The organism is Kibdelosporangium philippinense, from assembly GCF_021390435.2.
Lineage (GTDB): Bacteria > Actinomycetota > Actinomycetes > Mycobacteriales > Pseudonocardiaceae > Kibdelosporangium > Kibdelosporangium philippinense.
The window spans coordinates 1,740,796-1,765,584 of the sequence record NZ_JAJVCN010000004.1 but is presented as its reverse complement, the minus strand read 5'-3'; the positions used below and the strand labels follow the sequence as shown (position 1 = coordinate 1,765,584).

24 protein-coding genes are annotated in these 24,789 nt (G+C 63.5%); 13 read left to right on the top strand and 11 right to left on the bottom strand.

The window, feature by feature from the left end; genetic code table 11:
* Both LWC34_RS51245 and LWC34_RS51240 read right to left on the bottom strand, forming a co-directional pair.
* Positions 1-3,123, bottom strand: coding sequence for a LamG-like jellyroll fold domain-containing protein (locus LWC34_RS51245; RefSeq protein WP_233733490.1), 3,123 nt, complete (start codon positions 3,121-3,123; stop codon positions 1-3).
* A gap of 32 nt (positions 3,124-3,155) precedes the next feature.
* Positions 3,156-4,181: a GlxA family transcriptional regulator gene (locus LWC34_RS51240; RefSeq protein WP_233733488.1), complete on the bottom strand. Its 1,026-nt coding sequence runs from the start codon at positions 4,179-4,181 to the stop codon at positions 3,156-3,158.
* Positions 4,182-4,184: 3 nt separating this feature from the next.
* Between LWC34_RS51240 and LWC34_RS51235 the strand changes: the two genes are divergently transcribed.
* The 5 genes from LWC34_RS51235 to LWC34_RS51215 all read left to right on the top strand — a co-directional run bounded on the left by LWC34_RS51235 (position 4,185) and on the right by LWC34_RS51215 (position 9,413).
* Positions 4,185-4,823, top strand: a complete 639-nt coding sequence (locus tag LWC34_RS51235; RefSeq protein ID WP_233733486.1) for an HD domain-containing protein — start codon at positions 4,185-4,187, stop codon at positions 4,821-4,823.
* Positions 4,824-4,834: 11 nt separating this feature from the next.
* On the top strand, positions 4,835-6,238 hold the full coding sequence (locus LWC34_RS51230; protein WP_233733484.1) for an FAD-binding protein: 1,404 nt from the start codon (positions 4,835-4,837) through the stop codon (positions 6,236-6,238).
* Positions 6,239-6,241: 3 nt separating this feature from the next.
* Positions 6,242-6,763 carry a GNAT family N-acetyltransferase gene (locus LWC34_RS51225; protein ID WP_233733482.1) on the top strand — a complete coding sequence of 174 codons (522 nt, stop codon included), beginning with the start codon at positions 6,242-6,244 and terminating at the stop codon, positions 6,761-6,763.
* A 101-nt stretch (positions 6,764-6,864) separates the two neighbouring features.
* Positions 6,865-8,619 (top strand): hypothetical protein, encoded by a 1,755-nt coding sequence (locus tag LWC34_RS51220; protein WP_233733480.1) that lies wholly within the window; start codon positions 6,865-6,867, stop codon positions 8,617-8,619.
* The gene (locus tag LWC34_RS51215; RefSeq protein WP_233733478.1) at positions 8,616-9,413 is read left to right on the top strand and encodes a nucleotidyltransferase domain-containing protein; all 798 of its coding nucleotides are present in this window, start codon (positions 8,616-8,618) and stop codon (positions 9,411-9,413) included. Before LWC34_RS51220 ends, LWC34_RS51215 begins: the two co-directional genes overlap by 4 nt.
* Positions 9,414-9,470: 57 nt before the next feature.
* Here the strand turns inward: LWC34_RS51215 and LWC34_RS51210 are convergent, their stop codons facing one another.
* The 7 genes from LWC34_RS51210 to LWC34_RS51180 all read right to left on the bottom strand — a co-directional run bounded on the left by LWC34_RS51210 (position 9,471) and on the right by LWC34_RS51180 (position 15,730).
* Positions 9,471-10,067 carry a GTP-binding protein gene (locus tag LWC34_RS51210; RefSeq protein ID WP_233733476.1) on the bottom strand — a complete coding sequence of 199 codons (597 nt, stop codon included), beginning with the start codon at positions 10,065-10,067 and terminating at the stop codon, positions 9,471-9,473.
* The gene (locus LWC34_RS51205) at positions 10,048-10,419 is read right to left on the bottom strand and encodes a DUF742 domain-containing protein (RefSeq protein WP_233733475.1); all 372 of its coding nucleotides are present in this window, start codon (positions 10,417-10,419) and stop codon (positions 10,048-10,050) included. The genes LWC34_RS51210 and LWC34_RS51205 overlap by 20 nt, the downstream gene beginning before the upstream one ends.
* Positions 10,420-10,422: 3 nt before the next feature.
* Entirely contained in the window at positions 10,423-10,833 is a 411-nt protein-coding gene (locus tag LWC34_RS51200) for a roadblock/LC7 domain-containing protein (protein ID WP_233733474.1), read from the bottom strand.
* Between the two features lie 31 nt (positions 10,834-10,864).
* On the bottom strand, positions 10,865-13,243 hold the full coding sequence (locus LWC34_RS51195; protein ID WP_233733473.1) for a sensor histidine kinase: 2,379 nt from the start codon (positions 13,241-13,243) through the stop codon (positions 10,865-10,867).
* Positions 13,244-13,399: 156 nt separating this feature from the next.
* Positions 13,400-14,275 (bottom strand): ADP-ribosylglycohydrolase family protein, encoded by an 876-nt coding sequence (locus tag LWC34_RS51190; RefSeq protein ID WP_233733472.1) that lies wholly within the window; start codon positions 14,273-14,275, stop codon positions 13,400-13,402.
* Between the two features lie 21 nt (positions 14,276-14,296).
* Entirely contained in the window at positions 14,297-14,701 is a 405-nt protein-coding gene (locus LWC34_RS51185; RefSeq protein ID WP_233733471.1) for a hypothetical protein, read from the bottom strand.
* Positions 14,702-14,794: 93 nt separating this feature from the next.
* The gene (locus LWC34_RS51180) at positions 14,795-15,730 is read right to left on the bottom strand and encodes an SMP-30/gluconolactonase/LRE family protein (RefSeq protein WP_233733470.1); all 936 of its coding nucleotides are present in this window, start codon (positions 15,728-15,730) and stop codon (positions 14,795-14,797) included.
* 384 nt (positions 15,731-16,114) lie between these two features.
* Here LWC34_RS51180 and LWC34_RS51175 point away from each other — a divergent pair, with 384 nt between their 5' ends.
* Genes LWC34_RS51175 through LWC34_RS51150 form a run of 6 tightly spaced genes read left to right on the top strand, consistent with a single transcriptional unit; the run spans position 16,115 to position 20,642 of the window.
* Positions 16,115-16,657, top strand: a complete 543-nt coding sequence (locus tag LWC34_RS51175; RefSeq protein WP_233733469.1) for an RNA polymerase sigma factor — start codon at positions 16,115-16,117, stop codon at positions 16,655-16,657.
* 43 nt (positions 16,658-16,700) lie between these two features.
* Positions 16,701-17,972 (top strand): ABC transporter substrate-binding protein, encoded by a 1,272-nt coding sequence (locus tag LWC34_RS51170; protein ID WP_233733468.1) that lies wholly within the window; start codon positions 16,701-16,703, stop codon positions 17,970-17,972.
* Positions 17,973-17,983: 11 nt separating this feature from the next.
* Positions 17,984-18,247: an Lsr2 dimerization domain-containing protein gene (locus LWC34_RS51165; protein WP_233733467.1), complete on the top strand. Its 264-nt coding sequence runs from the start codon at positions 17,984-17,986 to the stop codon at positions 18,245-18,247.
* Positions 18,248-18,277: 30 nt separating this feature from the next.
* Entirely contained in the window at positions 18,278-18,913 is a 636-nt protein-coding gene (locus LWC34_RS51160) for a hypothetical protein (RefSeq protein WP_233733466.1), read from the top strand.
* A gap of 13 nt (positions 18,914-18,926) precedes the next feature.
* The gene (locus LWC34_RS58535; RefSeq protein ID WP_233733465.1) at positions 18,927-20,279 is read left to right on the top strand and encodes a xylulokinase; all 1,353 of its coding nucleotides are present in this window, start codon (positions 18,927-18,929) and stop codon (positions 20,277-20,279) included.
* Between the two features lie 30 nt (positions 20,280-20,309).
* Positions 20,310-20,642, top strand: coding sequence for a hypothetical protein (locus tag LWC34_RS51150; protein WP_233733463.1), 333 nt, complete (start codon positions 20,310-20,312; stop codon positions 20,640-20,642).
* A 480-nt stretch (positions 20,643-21,122) separates the two neighbouring features.
* Here the strand turns inward: LWC34_RS51150 and LWC34_RS51145 are convergent, their stop codons facing one another.
* Complete coding sequence (locus tag LWC34_RS51145) at positions 21,123-21,302, bottom strand: hypothetical protein (protein WP_233729629.1); 180 nt, start codon at positions 21,300-21,302, stop codon at positions 21,123-21,125.
* 242 nt (positions 21,303-21,544) lie between these two features.
* Positions 21,545-22,828 carry an MFS transporter gene (locus LWC34_RS51140; RefSeq protein ID WP_233733461.1) on the bottom strand — a complete coding sequence of 428 codons (1,284 nt, stop codon included), beginning with the start codon at positions 22,826-22,828 and terminating at the stop codon, positions 21,545-21,547.
* Between the two features lie 178 nt (positions 22,829-23,006).
* Here LWC34_RS51140 and LWC34_RS51135 point away from each other — a divergent pair, with 178 nt between their 5' ends.
* Together LWC34_RS51135 and LWC34_RS51130 are read left to right on the top strand one after the other, a co-directional pair.
* Positions 23,007-23,867: a hypothetical protein gene (locus tag LWC34_RS51135; RefSeq protein ID WP_233733458.1), complete on the top strand. Its 861-nt coding sequence runs from the start codon at positions 23,007-23,009 to the stop codon at positions 23,865-23,867.
* 60 nt (positions 23,868-23,927) lie between these two features.
* Entirely contained in the window at positions 23,928-24,779 is an 852-nt protein-coding gene (locus tag LWC34_RS51130; RefSeq protein ID WP_233733457.1) for a ketopantoate reductase family protein, read from the top strand.
* Positions 24,780-24,789 lie beyond the last annotated feature (10 nt).

Below are 24,789 nucleotides of genomic sequence, written 5' to 3'. Positions count from 1 at the left end.
CTATGACGCGGCGTTGAGTGGCAGATGTGCCGCCAACGCCGCGCCACGGTGGATCTGGAACTCGTCCAGTGTCCCGATGAGACGGTTGGTGCCGTCCGGTTTGGCGCCCAACCGGAACCCGTCCACCGCGAACGTGTCGCCGTACGTGACAGAACCGCTGACAGTCACGCTGCCTGATTGTATGCCGTCCACGCTCACAGTGAGCGTTCCGGCTTTCCGTTCGACCTCAACGAAATGCCAATCGTCGTCGTTGAACGCGCTCTGCGTCGCGGCTTGGAACGCGCCAGTGTCCGTCTGCATGTACACCAACAGACGGTTCTGGGTGGGTTGGCCGCGCATCCACAGGCCGCGTTCGGTCGCACCCATGCCGTACGCCCAGAAGACCACCTGGTCGCCGCTTCCGGCGTAGCGCAGCCAGGTCGATACCTTGAAGTCCTTGTCCCCCAAAGCGATACTTGGCTTGTACGGCATGTACACCGCGTCATCGGCACCGTCGAACCGCACAGCGTTTCCGATCTTCCCTGTGACGACCGCCGGGGTTCCCGACACTGCCGCGTGTGCACAATGGACGGATGCGTCCGAGGTCTGTGGGCCGGTGATCGGCTGGACGACATCGTGTGCCTGGGTGTTCTGGTTCTCGAACGTCCACCACAGGTTGGCAAGATCGGCTGGGAACCGCCCGGTTGCGGCCTGCGCCAGCTCCGCACTGGTCAACGCCCGGTGATAGAGCCGGAAGTCGTCCACCGCGCCCTGCATGACGTTTGATCCGTCCATCTTGGACCCTAGCCGCAGGCCCTTGATGGCGTCGGCCTGATCGGCACTGACCGACCCAGTGAGTCCAGTGGCGACCGCGGGCTCACCGCCGTCGACACTGAGTTCCACCCGCTCCCCCGACCTCGTCAACGCAAGCAGGTGCCACCGGTCACCGCCGAATGCCACCTGGTTCGAGTTGTCCGCCAAGTGGAGCGAGACCCGGTCCGTGCCGGTCTCCACCCAGGCGAACAGCTGATCGTGCTCCGGCTGCGCCCGAACCCAAAGCGAGCGCTTGCCCGAGGTCGTTCCGTATGCCCAAACAATCGCTTGTTCAGCTGAACCGGAGTACTTGAACCACACGGCGAAGGTGAAATCGCCAGCGCCAAGGTCGAGCGTCGGCGAGAACGGGGTTTCCACCCCGGGATGCGCGCTGTTGACCGGCAACGCCACAGTGTTGGTGGCACGGCCAGGAACCGGCGTCTGCTTGCCACCAAGCAAGCGTCCGGTCGCGCAATGCCCGGACACGTCATCCGTGACCGGTGCGACAGCCCGCGCAGGCACCGAGGCCCCATCGACAGTCTTGAACGCCAGGTTCACCCGGGGAACGCCGTTACGCACCAAGCTGAAGTTCCCGAGTCGACCGGCAAACGCGTCGCTGGCGGTCGCATCCTGTTTCGCACCAAGGCGAAGGCCGGTCACACCCGTCGAAACCGGGCCTACAACTCCGGTTCCAGTCGCCGTGACGTCGTCAATCGTGAGATCGACCCTGGAACCGGTCCTGGTGAGGGTCAGTTGGTGCCACATGCCGTCCCCAAACGCACGGACCGCGTTCATCGTCAAATACGCGTGACCGCCTTGGCCCTGCACCCAAGCAGCAACCTCGTCGCTGCCTGGTCGCACCCTGAGCCAGACCTGCGGGATGGCCGATCCGGTGCCGTAGCCCCAGAAAAGCACCTGGTCAGCACTGGTTTCAGTGGCGGAATAGCGGAACCGGGTGCTGATGGTGAAGTCGTCAGCACCCGGATCGAGGGTCCGCGTGTACGGGATGTCCGCGTAGTCCCCGGTTCCGTCGAGCAGGAGCCCGTCGTTCAAGGTCGCGTTCCCGCGCAGGTAGGCATCGTTGGCCTCGGCCGTGCTGTCCGGCGTCGTGAGTCCGGCAGGCACCGAGGGCTGCGGCGACGGCGTGCCCCGAGTCGTACCTGGCAGTCCCAGTTGGGTGGGAGTGAACCGGGTGAAGCGGATCTCGTCGGCGGAGAACGTGACACCACCTTCGTAGACGACGCCGATCTCGCCGCCAGTGAGCTCGGCGAGGTCCGAGTACCCCGAACGTTCGTTGGTCACCAGACCGTTCGACGCGCCCGCCCACGTCGTGCCACCGTCGGTGGAATAGCGGATCTTCAGCTCTTCCCGGTTGTTCGGATCCGAAGGCCCGGAAAAGATCAGCACATCGCCCGGGGTCGTGCGATAAGTCTGCTGCAACGGCAGAACCGAGCCTTGCACGTTCGGTGATGCCAGCGATGGAACCGTGCTGAACGCGGGCATCGTGGTGCCGCCATCTGTACTGACTGCCTTGGCACGGTGAGGTGCGTCGTCAACCTCGTTGCGCGCGGCCGCGTAAAGGTTGCCATTGGGCAGTTCAGCGACCGCGATCTCGCCGGGGCTGAGCTGACCGGCCACAAAGGAATTGGGAACCTGGCTGGCATTCCAGGTCTCACCATGGTCATCGCTGTACAGCACACCTGCCAGCACGGTCGTGGAGTTCGGTTTCTGGTGTGCGCCAACGATGAGACGCCCCTTGTAAGGCCCGTCTTTTGTCAACTGGATGCCGTGGGCAGGCCCCGTAGCGAACCATCCGTTGTTTGTCCCGTCGAAGGAAGCACCCAACGGTCGCGGCGCGGTCCACGTGAGACCGTCGTCCGAGCTCTGCTGGATCCACGGCACCCGTTTGCCGGTCGGTGTGGCCTCATTGGACGTTGTGATCAGGTTGATCTTGCCGGTTTCCCTGTCCACCACCGGCACCGCGTTGCCCCGGGTGAACGGGGCGTCCGGATCCGTCGGCGAACCCGACGTGACCACTCGGATCGGTCCCCACGTCCGACCGTCGTTTGTGGACCGCCGGACCACCAGATCGATGTCACCGCGATCAGCGCACGACGGCGACTTGCGAGCCTCGGCGAATGCCAGCAGCGTGCCCGCCGAAGTCCTTGACAGGACAGGGATTCGGAAGCATCCATAGCCGTTCGTGCCGCCTCGGTAAAGCACCTGCTGCACGCCGACGAGGGCGGACGACTGCGTGACTCCGCTTGCCACAGCTGGAGCCGGAATCGAGATCAGCAGAGCGCATGCGAGGACGAGAAGTCTTCGATACACGATTGATGTTCCCCTTGCCCCCCAGAACAAGGTCATCTTAGCGTGGAACGGAACCGTTGCTGGTAGCTGCGTGGCGAAACTCCCACGCGCAGAACAAAGGCACGCCGCATGGATTCCGAGGTCCCGAATCCGGCTTCCCGCGCCGCATCCGAAACCGTCATCCCCTGTTCAAGTGCCCGTTTCCCCGCGTCAATCCGCACTTCTTCGACATACCTCGCGGGCGTGACCCCCAACTCGGCGTGAAACAAGCGGGTCAGGTGCCGAGGGCTGACGGAAGCGAACGAAGCCATCCGCGTTGTGGAGTGGTCTTGGCCTGGATCCGCGACAACGGCGTCCATCACCTCGCGCAGCAGGGACGACTTCGGGCGCGGCCGCGAAGTCGATGGCGAGAACTGCGACTGCCCGCCTGGTCTTTGCAGGAACACCACGAGTGACTGGGCCACGGTCCTGGCTACTTCGCCACCCGCGTCCATCTCCACGAGAGCAAGCGCTAGGTCGATCCCGGCCGACACCCCGGCCGAGGTGAACACGGATCCGTCCTGCACCCAGATCGAATCCGGCTCGACGACCACCTCCGGATAGCTCTTCGCCAACAGGCGCGCGTGCTGCCAGTGCGTGGTCGCGCGACGGCCATCGAGCACTCCGGCGGCGGCCAGGACGAAAGCACCCGTGCAAATCGAGCACACCCGGGGCGTGCCTTGCACCGCGTCCCGGACCGCATCGACAAGGGCAGGCTCGATCGGCCTGCCGACAAGCCGGTCACCGCCAGCCACCAGCAGCGTGTCCACCTCGGCGTCCCGCAGGTCACCGTCGACCTTGATCGCCATGCCGGTCGACGAGGTCACGGCGTTCGTGCCGACCGCCAGCGTGACCAGCGAGTAGTCGGTCCGGCCGATTCGGTTGGCCTCGGCGAGGACCTCCGTCGGCCCGGCGACGTCCAGCAGCTTGACACCGTCGAAGACGACGACACCCACACGCATCTGCACTCCCATGTCCGGATCACTGCGAAGTATGTCTGCCAGCGCATGGGCGCGCTGCCTGAGCAGCGGCAAGCTCATGTCATGACCGAGATCATCGCCGGGATCGAAATCCCGGACACCCCCATCGCCAAGGCGGCAACCGACCTCGTCAGGGAAGCCGCCGACGACCTGCTCTACGACCACTCCCGCCGGGTCTATCTCTGGGGCTCGCTCAAGGCCCGCTACCGTGGCCTCGAGGTCGACCCCGAGGCCGCGTACGTCGGCGCGATGTTCCACGATCTCGGGCTGACCGAGAAGTACCGCACGAGAAACCGCCGCTTCGAGGTCGACGGTGCCGAGCTCGCGCTCGCGTTCCTGCTCGAGCACGGTTACAGCGAGTACGACGCACGCCAGGTCTGGTACGCCATCGCGCTGCACACAACGCCAGAGCTGCCCATGTATCTCGCGCCCGAGATCGCCGTGGTCACTCTCGGTGTGGAGACCGATGTGCTGGGGTTCGACCTCGACCAGGTCACCGAGGACGAGGTCAAGGCCGTCACCGCCGCACATCCGCGGCCGGACTTCAAGAAGGGCATCATCAAGGCCTTCTATGAAGGCATGAAAGACCGCCCGGACAGCACTTTCGGGACGATGAACGACGACGTCATCGCGCATTTCGAGGCGAACTTTCGTCGTGCCGATTTCGTCTCGGTCATTCAGGACAACGCCTGGCCCGAGTAACATCCGGCGATATGCTGACTCGACGGAACCTGTTGACTGGCTTGGGTCTTGGTGTTCTTGTCGCAGGGTTCGACCCGGTCGGACGGGTTTGGGCCGCGGAAGGCCCATTCGAACGTGTACCGCACCTGGACGGTGAACTCGTCTTCGACGACGTGTCCACCGACAACGGGCAATACGTAGTCCGCAAACCGTTGGCAGTGCTGCGGCCCAAGTCGGTCAGTGACATCGAGAAGATGATTCTGTTCTGCCGTAAGCACCGGATCAAGGTCGCCACCCGAGGCCGTGGGCATTCCACGCACGGCCAGGGTTTGGTCGCCGGTCTGCTCATCGACAGCCGGACCCTCAACAGGATTCACGCGATCGGCCCTGACTACGCGGACATCGACGCGGGCGCGACTTGGCTTGATCTGACCAGGGCCGCCTACCAGAAGCAGCTGACGCCACCGGTTTTGACTGGCTACATTGGACTTTCCATCGGTGGCGTGCTGTCGATGGGTGGCGTGTCGTCGACCAACCGGGAAGGTCTGATCGTCGACCGGGTCAGAGAACTCGAAGTAGTCACGGGAGAAGGTCGCGCAGTCCGGTGCTCGCACAAGCAAAACCGAAGACTGTTCGAAGCGGTTCTCGCCGGTGTCGGTCAGTTTGGCGTGATCACGAGGGCCATTGTGGACTTGGTGCCCGCGTTACCGATGGCCCGCTCGTACATCCTGTCGTACGCCGACCAGCAGACGTTCTTCAAGGATCTGCGAACTCTGTTGGCACGTAACGAGATAGGTGACATCTTCGGGCAATGGCTCGGCGGCGTGCCACACATCTTCGCCGCAGCCACCTTCGATCCCGTGAACCCGCCCAACGACGCCGAACTGCTGCGCGGGATCAGCGGGACCGTCTTCCAAGCCGTCGACCTCGACCACCTGACATACGTCGAACGCGTCGACACTCAGGTCGAAGGCCTGCGCCAGAGCATCTCGTGGAACGAACTCGTCAAGCCGTGGTTCGACGTCTGGCTGCCATCCTCCACAGTGGAGCGTTACGTCAACGAGGTCGTCCCCGCGCTCACTCCACGTGATGTCGGCGCGGGCGGCTGGGTTCTGCTGTTTCCTGTCCAGCGGGCCAAGCTGACCCGGCCGATGATGCGGGTTCCCGACGACGATTGGGTTTTCCTTTTCGACATTCTCACCGCGTCCGAGCGACCCGGCCCGAATCCGGCTTTCGCCAAAGAGATGCTGGCCCGCAACAACCATTTGTTCGACAAGGCACGCAGTCTCGGCGGAGTCCGGTACCCGATCGGCTCAATAGACTTCAGTCAACGGGACTGGGTCGCACATTATGGCGAGCAGTGGCCCGAAGTCCAGCGCGCCAAACGAATGTATGACCCTGACCACATCCTGACACCCGGTCCTGGGATCCTTTAGACCATGCGCCTTGCCACCATCACCGATATTTCACAGATCGAAACCCTGATGCGTGTCTCGGGAACCGAGTTGTTCCCGCGCTTCTACACCACGGAACAGGCTGCCAGTGCGGCAATCTATCTAACTGAGCCGGACGTCACACTTGTCAATGATGGCACGTACTTCGTTCACGAAGTTCACAAAGAGATAGTCGCGTGTGGTGGTTGGAGCAAACGCAACAAGCTCTACACCGGATCGGGTGCGCAAGAAGACGACGGCCGGATGCTCGATCCCGCAACAGAACCCGCACGAGTGCGAGCGATGTTCGTTCGTGCCGACTGGACTCGCCGAGGACTGGCCAAGCAGATTCTCGACGGTTGCGTGCAAGCCGCTCGCACCGAAGGGTTTCGCTCGTTGTCGCTGATGGCAACGCTGCCAGGGGTTCCGCTCTACCGTTCCTACGGCTTCGAAGAAACACGCAAGACGATGGTTCGGATGCCGGACGGTGTGCAGCTCGAAGGCGTCGAGATGACCTACGAACTCTGAGTGTTCGTTGCGGACAAGGCGAACCCCGGATGGCCCAATTGGTTGGACCACTCGGGTAAAGCTTGATCGTTGCACACCTACCCCGCTGATAACCTCCGCTGGTGGCCAGCCGATCGCTGCGGTTACCTGGTTATGTAAGGAAAATCTACCCCGCACAAGGTCGACGGTTCGTTGACTTCCTGTGCCAGCTGTGGGCTACGGCCTGTGGTGCGCTGCATGTCCCTGCCGAACAGTCCATCCGGACCACCCGGATGCTGCGAAACGCGCTCCCGGCATGGGCAACCGAACGAATCGGGACCGCGCCAAGGCAGCCGTCCTATGTGGCGGATGACGGATTCCCGGCCGAGTTGTCCGTGAACTGGTCGGGACGACATCCGGAGGTGCGACTGCTCTTCGACTGCCTCGACGACGACCACACCCTGATTTCTCCTGTGTGGCAGGATGAAACCAGGATCACACAAATCAGAGAGATCTTCGGCAGACACATCGGCCGTCCGTCGCGTGCACCACTGTGGCGTTCGGTCGCATGGCGCCCGCCCATGCAAGTGGTCCACAAAACATACTTCGGGTTGTACACATGGCCGCTCGCACAACGTTATGCCGCTGTGGACGAAGCCATGAACCGGCTAGGCATGGGCGCCGCATGGAACGATGCCCGCAGGCGGATCGAAAGTATCGGCGGCAGGCGCGAGATCGAGTTCTTCGCCATTGACCAAGCTGACGAAGCGCACGCCAGAGTCAAGATCTACTACCGCAGCCACGACGCCGACATCGACGAAGTGAACCGGATCGCTTCGGTGGCAAGGCGTCACGACGCCCAAGGGTCGCTGACGGCCTGCCGAACACTGACCGGAGGCGACGCGAATGCGGGCGAAGCCGCTTTGAGTTGCCTTGCGTTCCGCTATGGTCTAGACCAAGTAGCGGAGTGTACGAGCTATCTCCGGATGGCAGACTTGGCCTCCAACGACCGCCAAGCCGTGGACCGCACGGCGGCACTGATGCACAATGAAGGCGTAGATCCCGGTCGGTTCCGCGCGCTCGTCACCGCACTCGCACCGGAACCATTGGAGGACAGTCAACGCGTACTGACGTTGGTCAGCTACCGCGCCGCGGGACGACGGGGTGACATCACCACGTACTTCCGGTTTCCGGTCTATGACCACCCAGTGCCTCCGTCGTCGTATGGTGATTTTGTTCTGCGTGATCGAAAGGAACCGGCAGTGAGCCAGCAAGATATCGAGCGCATCGCCAGCTACAACGAGCAACGGCAACGGGAATACGAGTCGTCGGAGCTGATTCGCCTACTGGCTGATGAGAACACCACCGTCGAAACCAAAAAGGCCGTGCTCACTTACCTGCAGCCGTGGTCCAACGCGTTCCAGCGGATGATCAGCGCCCGTGTCACCTTCGAGACCGACCCGCAGCTGCGTACCCTCGCACTTGAGCATCAGCAGGAAGAAGTTGGTCACGACGCCATCCTGGCCCGCAGCCGTGCGGACGACCAGCGGCTCGTCTGGGACCCCGTGATCGAATCGGGCGCGTCGTGGTTCGTGGACCAATTCGCTGTCCTGCCGGGGGTTCAGCGCGCAGTCCTCGCTCACCTCGCGCTAGAGGCAGGTAGTCTTGTGCTGAGCCAGGCGGGCACCCGCGCGTTCCCGGAAGACCCGTACTTCACGCTGCACGACGAAGCCGACGCCGAGCACCTCGAAATGGGGTACCGGCTGCTGCGTAGCCGCAGCGACTGGACTGCGGACGACCTGATCACCCTGCTGGACCGAGCATGGCAGGTTATCGCCGTGGTCTCCGACAGAATCGCCGAGTGTGCCCGACGGGATACGAGCGTCGTCGCAGCATGACCAAAGCGGCATGCGCGGTCGTCAATGAAAGCGTCCGCGCCTATCAGAACGCCTTCGGTGAGCGTTTGATCGCGGCCTATCTCTTAGGCAGCCTCGCGTACGGCGGGTACTCGCCTGTCGTCAGCGACATCGACCTTGCCGTTGTCCTGAACGACATTCGTGAAGGTGACCGTGAAACGGTCGCTACCACGAACGAATCCCTCCACGCGCAAAGCGATCTGCACCGCAAGCTGTCTGTTTTCTGGGGCTCGCTGACGGCTCTGCGCGAAGGGCGTGACGACGGGCGCTTTCCCGCACTGGACCGGTTGGAAGTAGCCGACCACGGCAAGCTCCTGTTCGGTGAAGACATCGCCAACCAGGTGGCTCGACCGACAAGCGAAGAATTGTTGTTGGAGAGCGCCAAGTTCGCCGTCGACATTCTCGCATCCGATGCGGTGATCGCAGAATTCCACAGACCTCGGCGTCTCCTCGATGACGCGGTATGGTTCAGCAAGGCCGTACTGTTCCCGGTGCGTTTCCTGTACAGCACAAGAACATCCGGCCGTGCCGCGACCAACGACGAGGCCATCGACTGGTACCTGGATGAACCGCGACCCGTCGCAGCGTCCTTGGTCCGTTTGGCCGCGCGCGTCCGAGCAGGACACCCACTGGATCCCGCCGAGCTCACCCCGGAACTGGCAACGGGATTGATCCCGCTCTATCTGCACTACATCGATGTGCAGCTGCCTAGGTTTCAGGGCAAGACGGCCGACTTGGTCACCGCATTCACAGAATGGCGGGAGCGTCTTGCCTGAAATTCCTCGTGAGTGGTTAGACGTGTTAGAACACGTCTAACCACTCACGAGGGTTTCTCAGGCGACGGGGAGCTCGCTCATCGCGTGTTTGACCAATTTGATCAACGTCAGCTTGGCCGAATCCCGCTTTCGCGCGTCACACATGACGATCGGGACATGTGACGGGACGGCAAGCGCGCCACGGATCTCATCCTCAGCATAGCTTTGCGCGTCATCGAACACGTTCACCGCCACAATGAACGGAATCCGCCTGCGTTCGAAGTAGTCGATCGCCGCGAAGCTGTTGTCCAGCCGTCGCGTGTCCACAAGGACAACACAACCGATCGCGCCGCGCGCCAGTTCGTCCCACATGAACCAGAAGCGATCCTGGCCTGGCGTACCGAACAGGTACAGCACGTGCTTCGGCGAGATGGTGATGCGGCCGAAGTCCAGTGCGACCGTTGTCGTGGTCTTGCGTTCGATACCGGCGAGGTCGTCGATTCCATCGCTGGCTTCGGTCAGCAGTTCTTCCGTTGTCAGCGGTGGGATTTCGGAGACCGAGCCGACCAAAGTGGTCTTCCCGACGCCGAATCCGCCTGCCACGATGATCTTGACCGGCGTTGGGATCGTGTCCCCGCCGTCATCGACATAGTCCTCAGAGGTTGGAGAGGCCATCAAGTACCGCCTGTAGTAGTTCGCGATCAGGTGCCTCGACCCGCTGCGCCGGGGACCGGACGAGGACAACGCCGCGTTCGATGAGATCGCCGCACAGCACTCTGATCACTCCGAGTGGGAGGTTCATGTGCGCCGCGAGTTCGGCGACGGACAGCGGCCGCTGGCACAGCCGCTTGATCTTCAGGTGTTCTGGGGTGAGGCCGTTGTCGGTCTTCTCGGCCGACCGCAACGTCATCACCTGGGTGGCCACGTCCAGTTGCGCCCCCGCTGACGCGGACGGGGTCCGGCCAGCGGTGATCGCGTATGGCCGGACCAAGGGACCGGCGGCGTCGTCATACCAACCGTCGTCCACTCCTTACGCCCTTTCCCCGGTTTTCACGGTGTCCCGTGGCGCCGAGGCGAGGTAGTCGCCGACGCGCTTGACCAGGCGGTTCATTTCGTAAGCGATCATTTCGACGTCGACGGTCTCCTCGGCGAGCACCGCGAGGCACGCCCCACGGCCCGCCGCGGACACGAACAGGTAGCCACGCTCCATCTCGATCAGGTTCTGCAGTACGCCACCGCGGTCGAAGTGCCTGCTCACGCCCTTTGCCAGGCTCTGCAGGCTTGACGCGATCGCGGACAACTGGTCGGAGTCGTCCTTGTTCATGCCTGCCGACTTGCCGAGCAGCAGACCGTCCGCGGACAGGACGATCGCGTGCTGGGAGCCGACAACCCGGCTGACGATGTCGTCGAGCAGCCAGTTCAGATCGGTTTTCTGGTTCATTGTCGAGTTTTCCCTGCTGGAGAGCGGTGGATCAGGTGGGCGTGACATCGGATTCGCGACCGCGCTTGCTGCCCTTGTGGAACGCCGACAACGTCCTCGACTGGCCGTACTCGACCGTGTCGTCGTCCGTCTGCTGCTCGATGTTCTCGATGGTGTCCGCCGCCGGGTCGTCGCGCAGCTGGGACACGAGGTTCTGCTGCGGCCTTCGCTGTGGCAGCGGCGCGCGAGGCGCGTCCGTGGCCGGCGTCGGCTCTTGGTCGGCGACCGGCTCCTTGGCCACGGGTGGTGGCTGGACGGGGTGCGGCCGCGGCGCGATGTCGGCGCGCCGGGGCAGGAATCCGTTGGAATGATCAGCTTCGCGGGGTTCCGGCCATGGTGCGGGGGCCGGTGGAAGTGGAGCTGCTGCAGGGGGCGGCGCCGTGGGCGCCGGTTCGCTCACCACCATGGTTTCCTCGGCTTGTCCGTCGGTGACAAGGATGTGCGTTGGAATCAGCACGGTCGCCCGCGTCCCGCCGTAGCGCGACGGGTCGAAGGTGACCGTGATGTCGAGCCGGGACGCGATCCGCGCCACCACGAACAGGCCGAGGCTGGTGTCCGCGCGCAACGCCATGGCGTCGAACTCGGGGGCCTCGCTCATCATCTGGTTCGCCCATTCGCGGACCGCGTCCTTCATACCGAGACCCTGGTCGGAGATCTCGATGACCACGCCACGCGCCACGGTCGTCGCGCTGACCTCGACCTGCGAACCGGGCGGCGAGAAGGACGTGCCGTTGTCGACGAGCTCGGCGATCAGGTGAATGGTGTCGGCGACGGCCGAGCCGACGATCGCGACCTCGGGGATGCCTTCGACCCGCACCCGGGAGTACTGCTCGGTCTCGGACACCGCGGCACGCAGGACTTCCAGCAGCGGCACCGGATTGCGCCACCGGCGGCCTGGCTGCTTGCCACCGAGGATGATCAGGTTCTCGGTGGTCCGCCGCGCGCGGGTGGCAAGGTGGTCGAGCTGGAACAGCGACGCCAGCTGCGACGAGTCTTCCTCGCGCTTCTCCATCTCGTCGAGGATCTGCAGCTGCCGGTGCACAAGGACCTGGTTGCGGTGTGCGATACCGAGGAACACGTTGTGTACACCGCTACGGGCTTTCGCCTCGCTGACGGCCGCGTTGACCGCGGTCAGCTGCGCGATGTTCAGCGCCTCGGCCACCTGTCCGATTTCGTCACGGCCGTGGTCGAGTCGTGGCAGCTCTTCGGCCACGTTGACGTGCTCGCCGCCCTTGAGGCGGTCAACGATGTTCGGCAGCCGGTTCTGGGCGAGGTCGAGCGAGTCGTTGCGCAGCCGGGCAAGCCGCGTCATCAGCGCACGGTCAACGAGCGAGCGGGACACCCGCACCGCGACGATGATCGCGACGAGTGACGCGAGCAGCGCGAAGATGCTGCCGACGATCGCGTTGCGTAGCTGCGAGTTGCCGGATTCCAATGCGGCGGCCGAGACCTTGTCCGCCTGGTTGATCGCGATCTCGTTGAGACGTTGGGCGACTTCGTTCGTCGCCTTCTGCCAGTCGGCTTCGCTGACCGCGACGCTGCTCATCTCACGCGCCGTCCACGGGCCGCGCTTGATCAGTGCGTCTTCCGCGCTGGTCAGCTGCCGCCAGGCATCACTGGTGGTCAAGGCCTGGTACGCGGCGCGAACTTCGGGATCGAGGAACGGCGCGATCTGGCCAAGTTCCGTGCGGTAGAAGCCGCGCAACTGGGTGAACTGAACGAAGTCGTCCGGCGTGAACGCCTTGGCCGCGAACGCCGTGAGGACTAGCGAAGTCTCTCGTGACATCAAATCGCCGGCACGAAAGGTCGAGGTCGCGGTGATGCCACCCTGCGCGGCTTGCGCGTCCGGCACGATCCGGGCCTGGGTGTCGAACAGATCCGACGCCGTGTCCAGCACTTCGTTGTAGTAGTCGTTGACTTTTCCCCGATCGATGCTTCGGAAGTTGATTTGCGACCGCACCACCGGCAACTGCTCGAACTGGGCCTTCAGCGTGTTGACCTTGGTGGCGATCTCGTCTGGCGCGTTGGAGATGGTCGCGTCGAACGCGCTGCGCAACGCAACAAGCTTCTCGTCAGTAGCCTTTTGCTGTTCCTGCATCGAGGATTGCCCCAGCGCGGGATTGTCGAGGTACTGCAAGGCGATCTGGCGTTCCCGCTGGAACGCGGCGAGCGCCGTGGCTGCGGGGATCGACACCTCACGCACTGACGCCGCGACCAGCCGCACGTAAAGACCGTTGATGAAGAAGTACGACGACACCGCAATCCACAACACCAGCAGTGTCACGCTGGGAATGAGAACAGTCCTGGTCAGCCTTTTGCGGATCGACTTGTCATAAGGCTTACCGGACTCGTCTTCGTCTGTGCGCTGCACGGTTCACGAACTCCTGAGTGCTGTCGGCGAAAACTGGGAACCCGGGCTCTCTCCGAGCTACCGCGGAACCGATCACGGAGGTTTTATCATGAACCACAGCAACGTGGTGATCGACATCATCCAGTGAGCGCAACCGCACAGCGGCTGATCATCTGGTCAACCTACCCATTCAGGCAGCGGTTCACACGCTCGCAACCATGCCGGTTGAACGGTCACCGACCCCGGCCCAGCAGCGATAATGCCGCCAGTGATGGCACAAACGGTGTCGAGATCCGCGGCGACGCGAGCGGCCGTCCACATCGCATCCTCAAAGGAGTTGAGATTTCTCGCGGCGAGCCACAGTGCGAGCGGGACGGTGTCCTGCGCGCTGACGCCGTGGCCGATCCCGAGTCGCTCCCCGGCAATTCGCGGATCGTCAGTGCTCAGAAGCTCGTATGCAGTATGGATTCCGCTACGGACTTGACTGTCCGGCACACGCGTGACAACGGCTTGCAGGAATTCGCCAGATGAGATATTTGGTGCGGTTGAAGCAATTGCCGCGGCGACCGCGACCGCGATCGCACCGGCGACGCCTTCCGGATGATTGTGCGTGACCAGCGCGGACTTCGCAGCCTCGGTCACGACGGCGTCAAGATTCGGTCCGTACCACGCTCCGAGTGGGGCCACTCGCATCGCGGCCCCATTGCCCCACGAACCCTTACCGCCGAACATGGACGGCGCGACTTCCCGCCACGAGTCGCCTTTGCGGTACCGCAACAACATCCGCTCGGCGGCACTGCCGTAGCCACGCTCGGCGGTGAAGTGCGTGGCGAAGGACATAGCCAAAGCGTCCTGATCGATCTGGCCATATCGCGTCAGTGTCTGATATATACAGCAGGCCATCTCGGTGTCGTCGGTCCATTCCCACGGCGCCGCAGGCAAACGACGTTCGAGCACGGTCGGATGGTCGCCCGGCAAAAGAATCTGCGCGCCGAACGCGTCACCGACCGCTAGCCCGAACAAACTCCGCGTCGCCGGGAATCTGGTATCCACAACGGACACCGTATCGTGAGTTCACTCGCTGAACCATTCGCGGACGTCGTCGCGGTTGAGAATGGACAGCACGCCGATCGCCAGCGCGATCCCGGCGATAGCGGTGACCTGCCCGCTGAAAAGGTTGATCACGCCACTGATCAGACCGACCACCTCGATGCCGATCACGGTCATCCTGATCCACGCCCGCCGCGTTCCTGCCATCAGCACGCATGCCAAGAGTGTCAACGCGATCGCGATGGACAGGAACCCGATGAAGTAGAGCAGGCCCGAGTTCGGGGTCCGCGCGCCGTGGCTTGACCGGGTGCTGATCTCGTCGACGATCAGGAATCCGATGAATCCGTTGGCGAGAACCTGGAAAACCAGGATGCCGAGGGTCAGCTTGAGCCTGCCCGGCATCCGCTGCTGCGAAATCTCGTTTGTCATGGCCAAAACTGTGAGCTCGCCGGTGCGCGCAAACAACCGGAAATTTCCTCTTGTGTGACGGCCGACAGGACACTCCTGTCGGCCGTGACGCGCTCAGCTGTTGGTGACGACGACCTCGTAGCGGTCCGCGGTCGGCGGGAAGCCGGTGTCGAACTTCGCGTTCACCACAGCCAGCTTGTTCCCCAGTTTCGCTGCTGTGGCAGGGGTTTGGAACTTCGTACTTGTGATGACCTTGTCGTGCGTCCCCGCAGTGCCGTCGGCCGTCAGGCGGACCCGATCCACCTGTCCGGTGACGGGATTTCCGCCGACACGGTTGACACCCTGCACAACCCACACGGTACGCCCGTCGCGGGCAACCCCGTCCGCGCCGGGAACACTCACGCCCGCAACGAGTTGGCTCGTGCCCGTGCGTGCGTCGACCCGGTACAGCTGACCGTTGGACGAGTGCGCCACGATCAGCGCGCGGCCGTCGGGCGTGGTGTTGATGCCGTTGAGGTTGAACGACCCGCTCGTGTCGGCCGCCGGTCCGCTGAGCGCCAAGGTCTTCGACGGTCCGAGCTTGCCGAAGTGGCTCAGCGGCACGAAGTACAGCTGTGGGTTCATCGAGTCGGTGAACCAGGCGCCGTCCCTGGTCAACGTCACGTCGTTGATGAAGCCCTGGTTGGCGGGGACGAATTGGTACGTTGCCGCCGTGGTCCGGCGCCGGGTGTCGTAGACGTACGCCTGGCCGGTCGCGCCACCCGCTACGAACAGCAAGTCGTGCCGTAACTCGGCTGTCATGCCGACGGCTATCCGGCCGTCGGGCGCGTCGATGAACAGCTCCGCCTTGCCGCGTCGCGCGTCACCTCGGAAGATGTCGCCGCGCAGCAGGTCACCGGCGAAGAACTCGGACCCGTGCCCTGCGGCGATACCCTCGGCCGAGCTGGCGCCCGGCAGCACGATCACCTTTTCCGGCTGGGTAGCCGCCGCGGGCAGCGTCAACCCGATCATCAGCACCGACGAGAGCACGACGGCTCTTCGAAGTCGCATTGATCAAACTCCTTGTCCTCGGATATGCCACTGGCCATCCTGCCCCGCCGGTCCACCCCTTCCCACTGACTGGCAAATTCCGCGAAAATGCGGGAAGAATCAAGCCTGCCTGATTTCGATCAAGTGGGTCGCGCGGGCTATAGATCAACAATTCTGCCGGTCACGCTGCGAGCTTCGATATCCGACGAACAGTACGCACGGCAAACGATTCTTGATCGGCAATGGTCATACAAGTAATTCACATACATCGATCGGGTGACAGATATACATTTGGCGCGACACGACCCGTCATAGGTATGCAACCAGGGCACCTCGACCACCACCAACGCAGGCAAAGGCGAATGCAGAGTGCCGCATGTACCCCGGAGCTTGAACGACGATCCGATGCGAGATAGCAAGCCGGACCTCTTCACGGATAGCTACCAGGACATCCGTGTACAGGTTCGTGTCTATCTCCACCACCAGTTCGCCAGGCTGGTCGACATCGAGGAGATCGCCGACGCGGCGATGGAGCGGCTGTACGTCAAATGGCACACGGTCGACGACCCGCTGCCATGGGCGATCACGGTCGCGAGAAATCTCGCGCTCGACGAACTGCGCAAGGCTCCGGCCAGCCGATTGGAGGAAGAAATCGTGAACGGCAACGGCACACCGGTCTCCGGTCTCGGTGTGGCCGATCAACAGGTGCGGGTGACCGCGATCATTGAGTCGCTGCACGCGCTGCCCCGATCGCAGTCGTGCGTGATCATTCTCGCCGCGCTCGGTTTCTCGAACAAGGAGATCGCCGGCATCACCCGGCTGGCCGAGAATTCCATCGCCCATTACCTCTACGAGGGCCGCAAGAACCTGGGGAAGATCCTCCAGTACCGGCGGCGCAAGAACCCGCGGCATCCCAGTCGATCCGTCCGGCCGCCAGCCGACGGTTAGCAAGCGTCGAAAGGATGCTCAGACAACGGAAGGGTCGTTGAGAATGTTTCGTCGGACGCGGTCGCGATCACACCTCGGTCCCCGCGATGTCGACCAGTGGTTCGCCGAGTTGCGGCAGGCAGCCAACGCGGAACTGCCGCAGGGAATGGACACTGAACACCGGGCCCGGCTGATGATCGAACTCATCGACGCCATGGGCCGGATGGATCCGCCCCAGTCCGAACCGGAAGGCCACGAGCCGAGGCAGTACACCCTGCTGACCGAGCCGAAAACCGGCCGCCGCACGCCACGCCACGCGCGGCCGACCCGACGGCAACTGCGCAGGGCGGAACCGAAGTCGCTGATCAACCGCTTGCACCGGATCCCGAAAACGGTGCAAGCGGGGATCGTCGTTGTCGTCGTGGTGCTGATCGGGGTCGTCGGGGTCTTCATGACCCGGCCGGGACTCGGCGGCGTCACCACCGGGCTGACCAAGATCAGGGTCGGCGTACTGCCGGTTGTCGACGCGGCACCGTTCTACCGCGCGCTGGACGCCGGATACTTTGCCGACGAAGGACTTTCGGTCGACACCGTGGTCGCCAACAGCGGCCCAGAGGCGATCGAGAACCTGACCGCCGGACGGCTCGACATCGCCTTCACCAGCTATCCCGGTGTGCTGCAGGCACAAAGCGAACGGCACGCGGACTTGAAGATCATCGCGCCCGCGTACACAGCGGACACGAGCCACCTGATGCTTGTGTCCAAACCGGGCGGTCCGATCGGCAAAGCGGAAGACGTCGCGGGCAAACGGATCGCGGTGACCAGTGTCGGATCGATCTCCGACCTCGGCGCGATGTCGGAGCTGCGAGCACGCAATGTGGACATCTCGGGGATCAAGTGGGTGCCGATGCCGATGCCGGAGATCGGCCCGGCCATCCAACGTGGCGAAGTGGACGGTGGGGTGATCGTCGAACCGTACATCCAGTTGAACAACAGGGCTTTCAACGCGTTGCCGATTCTGGACGTTGCACTGGGCGCGACCGCCCGGATCCCGCTTTCGGGATATGCGGCACGAAGCCAGAACGACGATGCCCCGAACGCCGTCGAGAAGTTCGTCCGCGCGTTGCGCAAGGGAATCGACGATGTGTCCGACCGTGAGGTGCTCGAACCACTGCTGATGAAGTATCTCCGGATCGACGCCGATATCGCACGACACGTCCGGATCGCGCAGTACCCGAAGGACCTGGATGCCGGCCAGATCCAGCGGGTCGCCGACCTGATGCTGGAGTTCTCCGTGATCAACCGGCGGCTTGACGTCAAGCCGATGCTGCGATAGGAGTGTCTACAATGGCTATTCGAGTCCGATTCCTGCTGATCGACGACATGGATGGCACAGCAGCGCCGGACGTGCACCGGGTCACCTTCGCGATCGACGGCGAGAGCTACGAAATCGACCTGACCGCGGCGAATGCCACGAGACTCCGGGCAAGACTGGCGGCGTACATCCACGCCGCCCGGCAGACGGGGAGATCCCCGCTGCCCGTGCCGACACTGGCCGACCTACGGCGGTGGCCGACCGAACCTGTCTGGCACTACGACAAAACCGCCTGACCACAACCAAAGCCGAGGGGACTAACCGGCATGGCGAGACCACCTGCCACGCATCGCACCATCTTTCTGGTCGATGTGGAAGCGTTCGGCGATCACAGCCGGACCAACAAGAACCAGATAGTCGTCAGGGAAGGCCTGAAACACGCGTGGCGACGGGCCTTCCGCCACGCCGGCGTCGATCCGGACCGATGCGCCATTGAGGACAGAGGCGACGGCGTCTTCGTCCTCGTACCAGCCGAGGTCCCGAAGTCGGTGTTCATCGACTACGTGCCACTGGAACTGGTGGCCGCCCTGAACGAGCACAACTCGTCACACCCGAAGGCAGAACAAATTCGCTTGAGGATGGCGATGCACGCGGGCGAAGTGGAGCTGGACGACAGCGGCTCAACGGGCGCTGCGATCATGCACGCGTTCCGCCTGCTGAGCTCCCAGCCCTTGAAGGAGGCCTTGACGCGTTCGCCGGGCGTGCTCGCGCTGATCACGTCCGACTGGTTCTACAGCGAGGTGGTCCGGCACAGCGGGATCACCAACCCGACGGACTTCCGTGAAGTGCGCGTGTCGGTGAAGGAGACGACCGCACGGGCGTGGATCAGCCTGCCAGGGCAGCCGATGCCGTTGCAGTTCCTGCGTGGCCTGAGGTCGATCTGGTCGGGCTCACGGGTGTAGGTACTGTCGTGATGTGATCGTGGGCATCGACGTGGGGACAACGGCAGTCAAGGTCTCCGCGTTCACAGTGGACGGAACGCTCGTGCACACGCACAGCGTGGGCTACCCGATCAGCAGGCCAAGGCCCGGCTGGGCGGAGCAAGACCCGCTCGACTGGTGGCGCGGCACGCAGGAAGGCCTCGCCTCGCTGCCGAAGGACGACATCCAGTCGATCGGGATAGTCAGCCAGGTGAACACGCACGTGTTCGTCGACGCGAGGCTGCAGCCGCTGGCCCCGGCGATCATCTGGCAGGACCAGCGCTGTGCGTCGATCGCGGCCACGTTCGACGCACAGTTCAGCGCAGCGGAAAAGGAGCGGATCTGGGGCTCGCCCATAGTCCTTGACGCCTCGTTCCTCCCGGCTCGGGCGAAATGGTTCGCGTCAACATCCAATTGGGACGCTGTCCGATGGGTACTGTCCCCAAAGGACTACATCGCCGCTCGGTTGACCGGCCGGGTCGCTACGGACCTGTTGTCCTCTGTCCGAATTGCCGGGCCATCGGGCTACATCCCCGAGGCCGTCGCATTGGTCGACGGCCTCGGGGATCGCCTGCCGCCGATCCTGCCGTCGGAAGAGGTTGGCACGATGGATGCCTTCGGCGCGGTCCTGGGTACCGGTCTGCCGTGGTCCGAGCGCCGGGGCATGGTGTTGTGCGGGACTTCCCTTGTCGTGGCTGGCGCTTCGGCTTCCGGTGCGGCGCCTGGAATTGTCACCTTTCCGCCGTATGACGGAGTTCTGGTGCACGCCGGGCCGACTCAGGCAGCGGGTGACGCCGTCCGGTGGTGGAGCCAGGTCAGCGGCCTGGACATCGCTGACGTATTCTCCTCAGCCGCTTCTGGATCGTCCGAAGTGGTCTTCACACCGTACCTGGCAGGTGAACGCGCGCCGCTGTGTGATTCCACTGTCCGGGCATCCTTTCTGGGCCTGCAGTCGTCGACGACGCAGGCGGACATGTCCCGTGCCGTGTTGGAAGGCGTGGCCATGTCCGGCAGACACGTGTTGGAATCCGTCGAGGCCGCGTGCGGGTTCACCCTGGAATCCTTGACTTTCTCTGGCGGTGGCGCCCGGAGTCCGTTGTGGACTCAGATCTTCGCGGACGTCCTCGGACGGCCAGTCGAACGCTTGCGCATCCATGACAGCGGCACCCTGGGCGCGGCCTTGCAGGGCGCGGTCGGCGCCGGGATCTACCCATCGGTCGCGAAAGCGGCCGCGGCGACAGTAAGAGTGGACTCGGTGTTCGAGCCATCGAAGTCGATGGACATGCTGTACTCGGTATACCGGGACTCATATGAAGCGTTGCGGAACATCCACGCACGGCTGGTTTGAACACCCCGGCCCGGCGGGCACCTGCATGCCATGAAGCGACTGCTCAGCATCCTGATCGCCGCGCTGGCGGCAGGCATCGCCGGGTACATCAAGAGTGGTGACGAGCCGACGGCAACGGCTGTCGGTCTGGCCTTCGCGATCCCGATCGCCATCCTGGTGATCGCGTTACCAGGCTTCAAGACAGTGGTGCCCGCAGCGGTGATGGTGGCATCATTGCTGCTCCTGGGTCCAACCAACCGAACCCAAGGCAGCAACATCCTCAGCGACTGGGCCCTCCTGTGGACGGTCTGGACAATCTCGGCAGTGGTGGTGACAGGCTGGCTAGTACTGAGCCGAAGGCGAAAAGCACCAAGGCCGAAATAACTCGATCACCCCAAAACCCGCACGGGAAAGAAGTCCGCCCACCTCCCACTGTGCCCACCCAAGCCTAGCCCCACCTTGGGTTTATCCATCTTGCGTGAAGGGCTGGGCAGTTCACCCACCTTGCATGAGGAGCTGGGCGGTTCACCCACCTTGATCGAGAGTTGGGCCGCATACCCACCTTGGTCGAGAGTCGGGCGGTACACCCACCTTGATCGAGAGTCGGGCCGCATACCCACCTTGGTCGAGAGTCGGGCGGTACACCCACCTTGATCGAGAGTCGGGCCGCATACCCACCTTGGTCGAGAGTCGGGCGGTACACCCACCTTGATCGAGGGTTGGGCGGCTTAGCTCACGTTGGTTGAGGGGTTGGGCGGTGTGCCGACCTTGGTTGAGGGGATGAAGGGTTGGGCCTGGAATGTGCGGCGTGCACCCGGTAGCACAATGACGTATCGCCGTGAGCGGTAGCGAACAGGCGGGGAGTCAGCGACGGGTGCCCGCGCGTGTCTGCCGCTCCGGCATGGCGTGTTGAACGCGCGAGCGGCGCACGGTGGCGAGCAAGCAGGCTGGTGGCGAGTCGAGCAGTTTGACTCGCCGTGCCGGTGGGGCGGACACGCGGTAGTTCATCCAACCCAACCCGGCAGTGAACGTCAGGCGAGCCATAGGCCGGGTCTGTCGGTATCGCCGGGCCGTAAAGAGTCGGGGCTTCCACCGGACGGTGTCTGGCATTGCTCCGCCCTGGCGCGTGTCCACCGTTCCGTCACGGTGTGTCAAACTGCTCGACTCGCTACCGCTGTGGCCGGATCGCCGTTGTGCGCCGCTCGCGTGTTCAACACACCATGACGGAGCCGGTGGACACGCGAACGCGAGCCCGTGTCCACGCGAGGACGCGCGTGTTCACGCGACTACAGCTCTTTCTCGTATGTCTCCTTCAAAGCCAATTGGCAACCAAGAGTGATCAACGCGATCAGGAACGCATACGCCGTCACCGACCACGACGAACCCGTTGCGCCGTATAGCGCAGTCGCGACCAACGGAGTCACGGCGCCACCAAGGATCGTGCCAAGGGTCAGGCTGAGCGAAGCACCGCTGTATCGCATTCCGGTCGAGAACAGCTCCGCGAACATCGCCGGTTGCGGACCGATGTACGCCGACTGCAGTGCCAGGATCATGATCAAGTCGATCGCGATCAGCGGGACGGATTTAGTGTCCGCCAAAGGAAAGAACACCAGGGCCCATGCCGCGTGCGCCGCACAGCCCCACACCATCACCTTTCTTCTGCCTATTCGGTCCGACAGTCGCGCGAAGAAGACCACGCCGATCGCGAACGCCACCGATGCGAAGATCAGCATCGTCAACACCGTCGGGGTTGGTATTCCGAGCTGACGGTTGGCGTATGAGACGAAGTAGACGATGACGATGTATCCGATTCCGCCGATTCCGAGGTAGCTTCCCGCGGCCAGCAGCACCTTGCGCAGATCCGTCCGCAGCACGTCGACGATCGGGATCCGGCGGTGTTGCTCCAAACGTTCGAATATCGGGCTTTCGGCGACCCTCAGCCGGATGAACAGGCCGACCACTACCAGCAGCGCACCGAACAGGAACGGGATGCGCCATGCCCAGTCGGTGAACTCCGAACGGGTCGTCACGCTTGTGACGATCAGGAACACCAGGTTTGACAGGATGATCCCGGTTGGCAGCCCGAATGCGACGAATCCGCCGAAGAATCCACGGCGTTTCTCCGGCGCGTGTTCGACCGACATCAACACCGCGCCGCCCCATTCACCGCCCAGCCCGAAGCCTTGCACGCAGCGCATCAGCACGAGCAGGATCGGCGCCCAGACACCGATTTGCGCGTACGTCGGCAAGAGGCCGATCACCACCGTGCCGATACCCATGAGCATCAAGGACCAGACCAGCATCGATTTACGGCCGATCCGGTCACCGAAATGTCCCATCACGATTCCGCCGAGTGGCCGCGCGATGAACCCGATGGCGAACGTCGCGAACGAGGCCAGTGTCCCGGTCAGCTCCGAGACCTGCGGAAAGAACTGCGGCGCGAACACAAGCGCGGCCGCCGTGCCGTAGATGAAGAAGTCATACCACTCGATCGTCGTACCAATCGCGCTCGCGACCGCGACGCGCTTGGCTTCCCGATTCATCGATTTCGGGTGGGCAGGGCTCGTCATCGCACCTCCCGTTGTTCTGCTCTCGCCAAGTGTCAGCGATTTCCCGACAAAGCGCCATGGGCCGAACGTGGCTGATTTGCGTCGTCGCGTTGCTGGTCAAGTCGATCCTTTGTGGACAGGTAACGCCGGGTGGTGTGACCCGATTGGGTACGTGTCCAGCCAGCAGCCAGGAGAGTTGATGACCGGTCTTTTCATGCTTCCGGCCGAAGTCACGGTGACAGTCACCCGCGAGGAGCAGGATCAGCAGGCTCTTGCCCGATATCCGGTCACGGCGGGTGTCGCGCGGCAGGTTGTCGCCGAACTGGCCTGGTGCACGATCGAAACCGGGAAATACCGCGGTGAGCGCGCGGTCGAAGTCCGGTTGGACGGAATGCGTGTCGGGGAATTGACCCACACGATGTCGGAGCGTTACCAGGACCTGCTGACCGAGATCACCGCGAGCGGCTACCTACCTGGCTGCGAAGCCCTTGTATACATCGGCAAGCGCGGTATCGAGGTCAGTTTACGGCTGCCCCGTGTCGAAACCCGCGTTGCCATTCCCGCTGCCCGGCCCACTCTGCCCGCGCACGCTCCCGTGCCGCAAAAGAAACCGCGTAACAGAAGGCGACCGGTATGGATCCCGGCCGGTGTGGTGGGGTTCTTGTTGACCGCCGGGCTGGTCAATTCAGGCGACGAGAAGCCAACCTCATCCGCTCCCATCGCCGACCTCGCACCCGCGACAACAACAACGACGGTTCCGGTAACACTGGAACCGCTGACGACCACTTCCTCCGCGGACCCCACTCCCCCGCCATCGACAACGGCCAAGAAACCCACCAGCACCAAGAAAACAACACCGCCGCCCACTAGTCGTGCCGCCGAAGAGCCTGCCAAAGGCAAGTGCGATCCGAACTACTCAGGATGTGTACCGATCGCCGAGGACGTCGACTGTGCTGGCAAGGGCAACGGCCCCGCGTATGTCGACGGCCCGGTGCGGGTGATCGGCACCGATATCTACGGCCTTGACAACAACAACGACGGTATCGGATGTGAGAAGTAACCCACACGCGCCAGGCTGATCGACCGGTAAGTTCCATAGTGGACGAAACAGGGAGATCAGATGATCGGCGTACTGGGGCCAGGCGGAATCGGCGGCTTGCTGGCTGCGAGGTTTGCCGCCGCCGGACACGACGTGACGATCGTGGCGAGCGAAAGCACGGCCGCCGAGATCACCGCACGAGGGCTGCGTTTCACCGCGCCCGACGCAGCTGAGGTCGTGTCGTATCCGACAGCGCGAACATACCTGGCGTCGCCGGTGGACGTGCTGTTCGTTGCCGTCAAGGCAACCGATCTAGTCCCCGCGCTGCAACGAATCCCTGCGAAGACGCTCGGAAACGCCACAGTGGTCCCGTTTCTGAACGGCGTCGACCACATGCCGTTGCTACGTGCGACTTATCCCGAAGCGAACGTCGTGGGCGCGACCATCGCGGTTGAGGCCACGCGCCACCGCCCTGGCGTGATCGAGCAGGTCTCGCCAATGGCCAACGTGACCATCACCGAAGGCAGCGACGTGGCCGAACTGCTGTCCAAGGCAGGGTTCGATGTGGCAACGCACCCGGACGAAAACACTGTCCTGTGGCGCAAGCTGGTCTTCCTGGCGCCGTTCGCCCTGTTGACCACCGGCCTGAACGCGCCACTGGGCGAAGCTGTCGAGAAGCACGGCGACCGGCTGCATCTGTTGATCCGTGAGGCCGCGGCAGCAGCGGCGAGCCAAGGCGCGGACGTGGACGCCGATGCGATCGAGGCGCGCCTGCGCGGCATGCCGCCCACGTTTCGGTCTTCGATGCTCAAGGACTTCATCGACGGCCGCGCCCTCGAGCTCGACGCCATCGCCGGACCGATCATCCGTGCCCTGGGCAGGGACAACGCGCCCACGACCGTCGATGCGGTCAGCACGATCCTGGCGAGTTGACCTCAACATT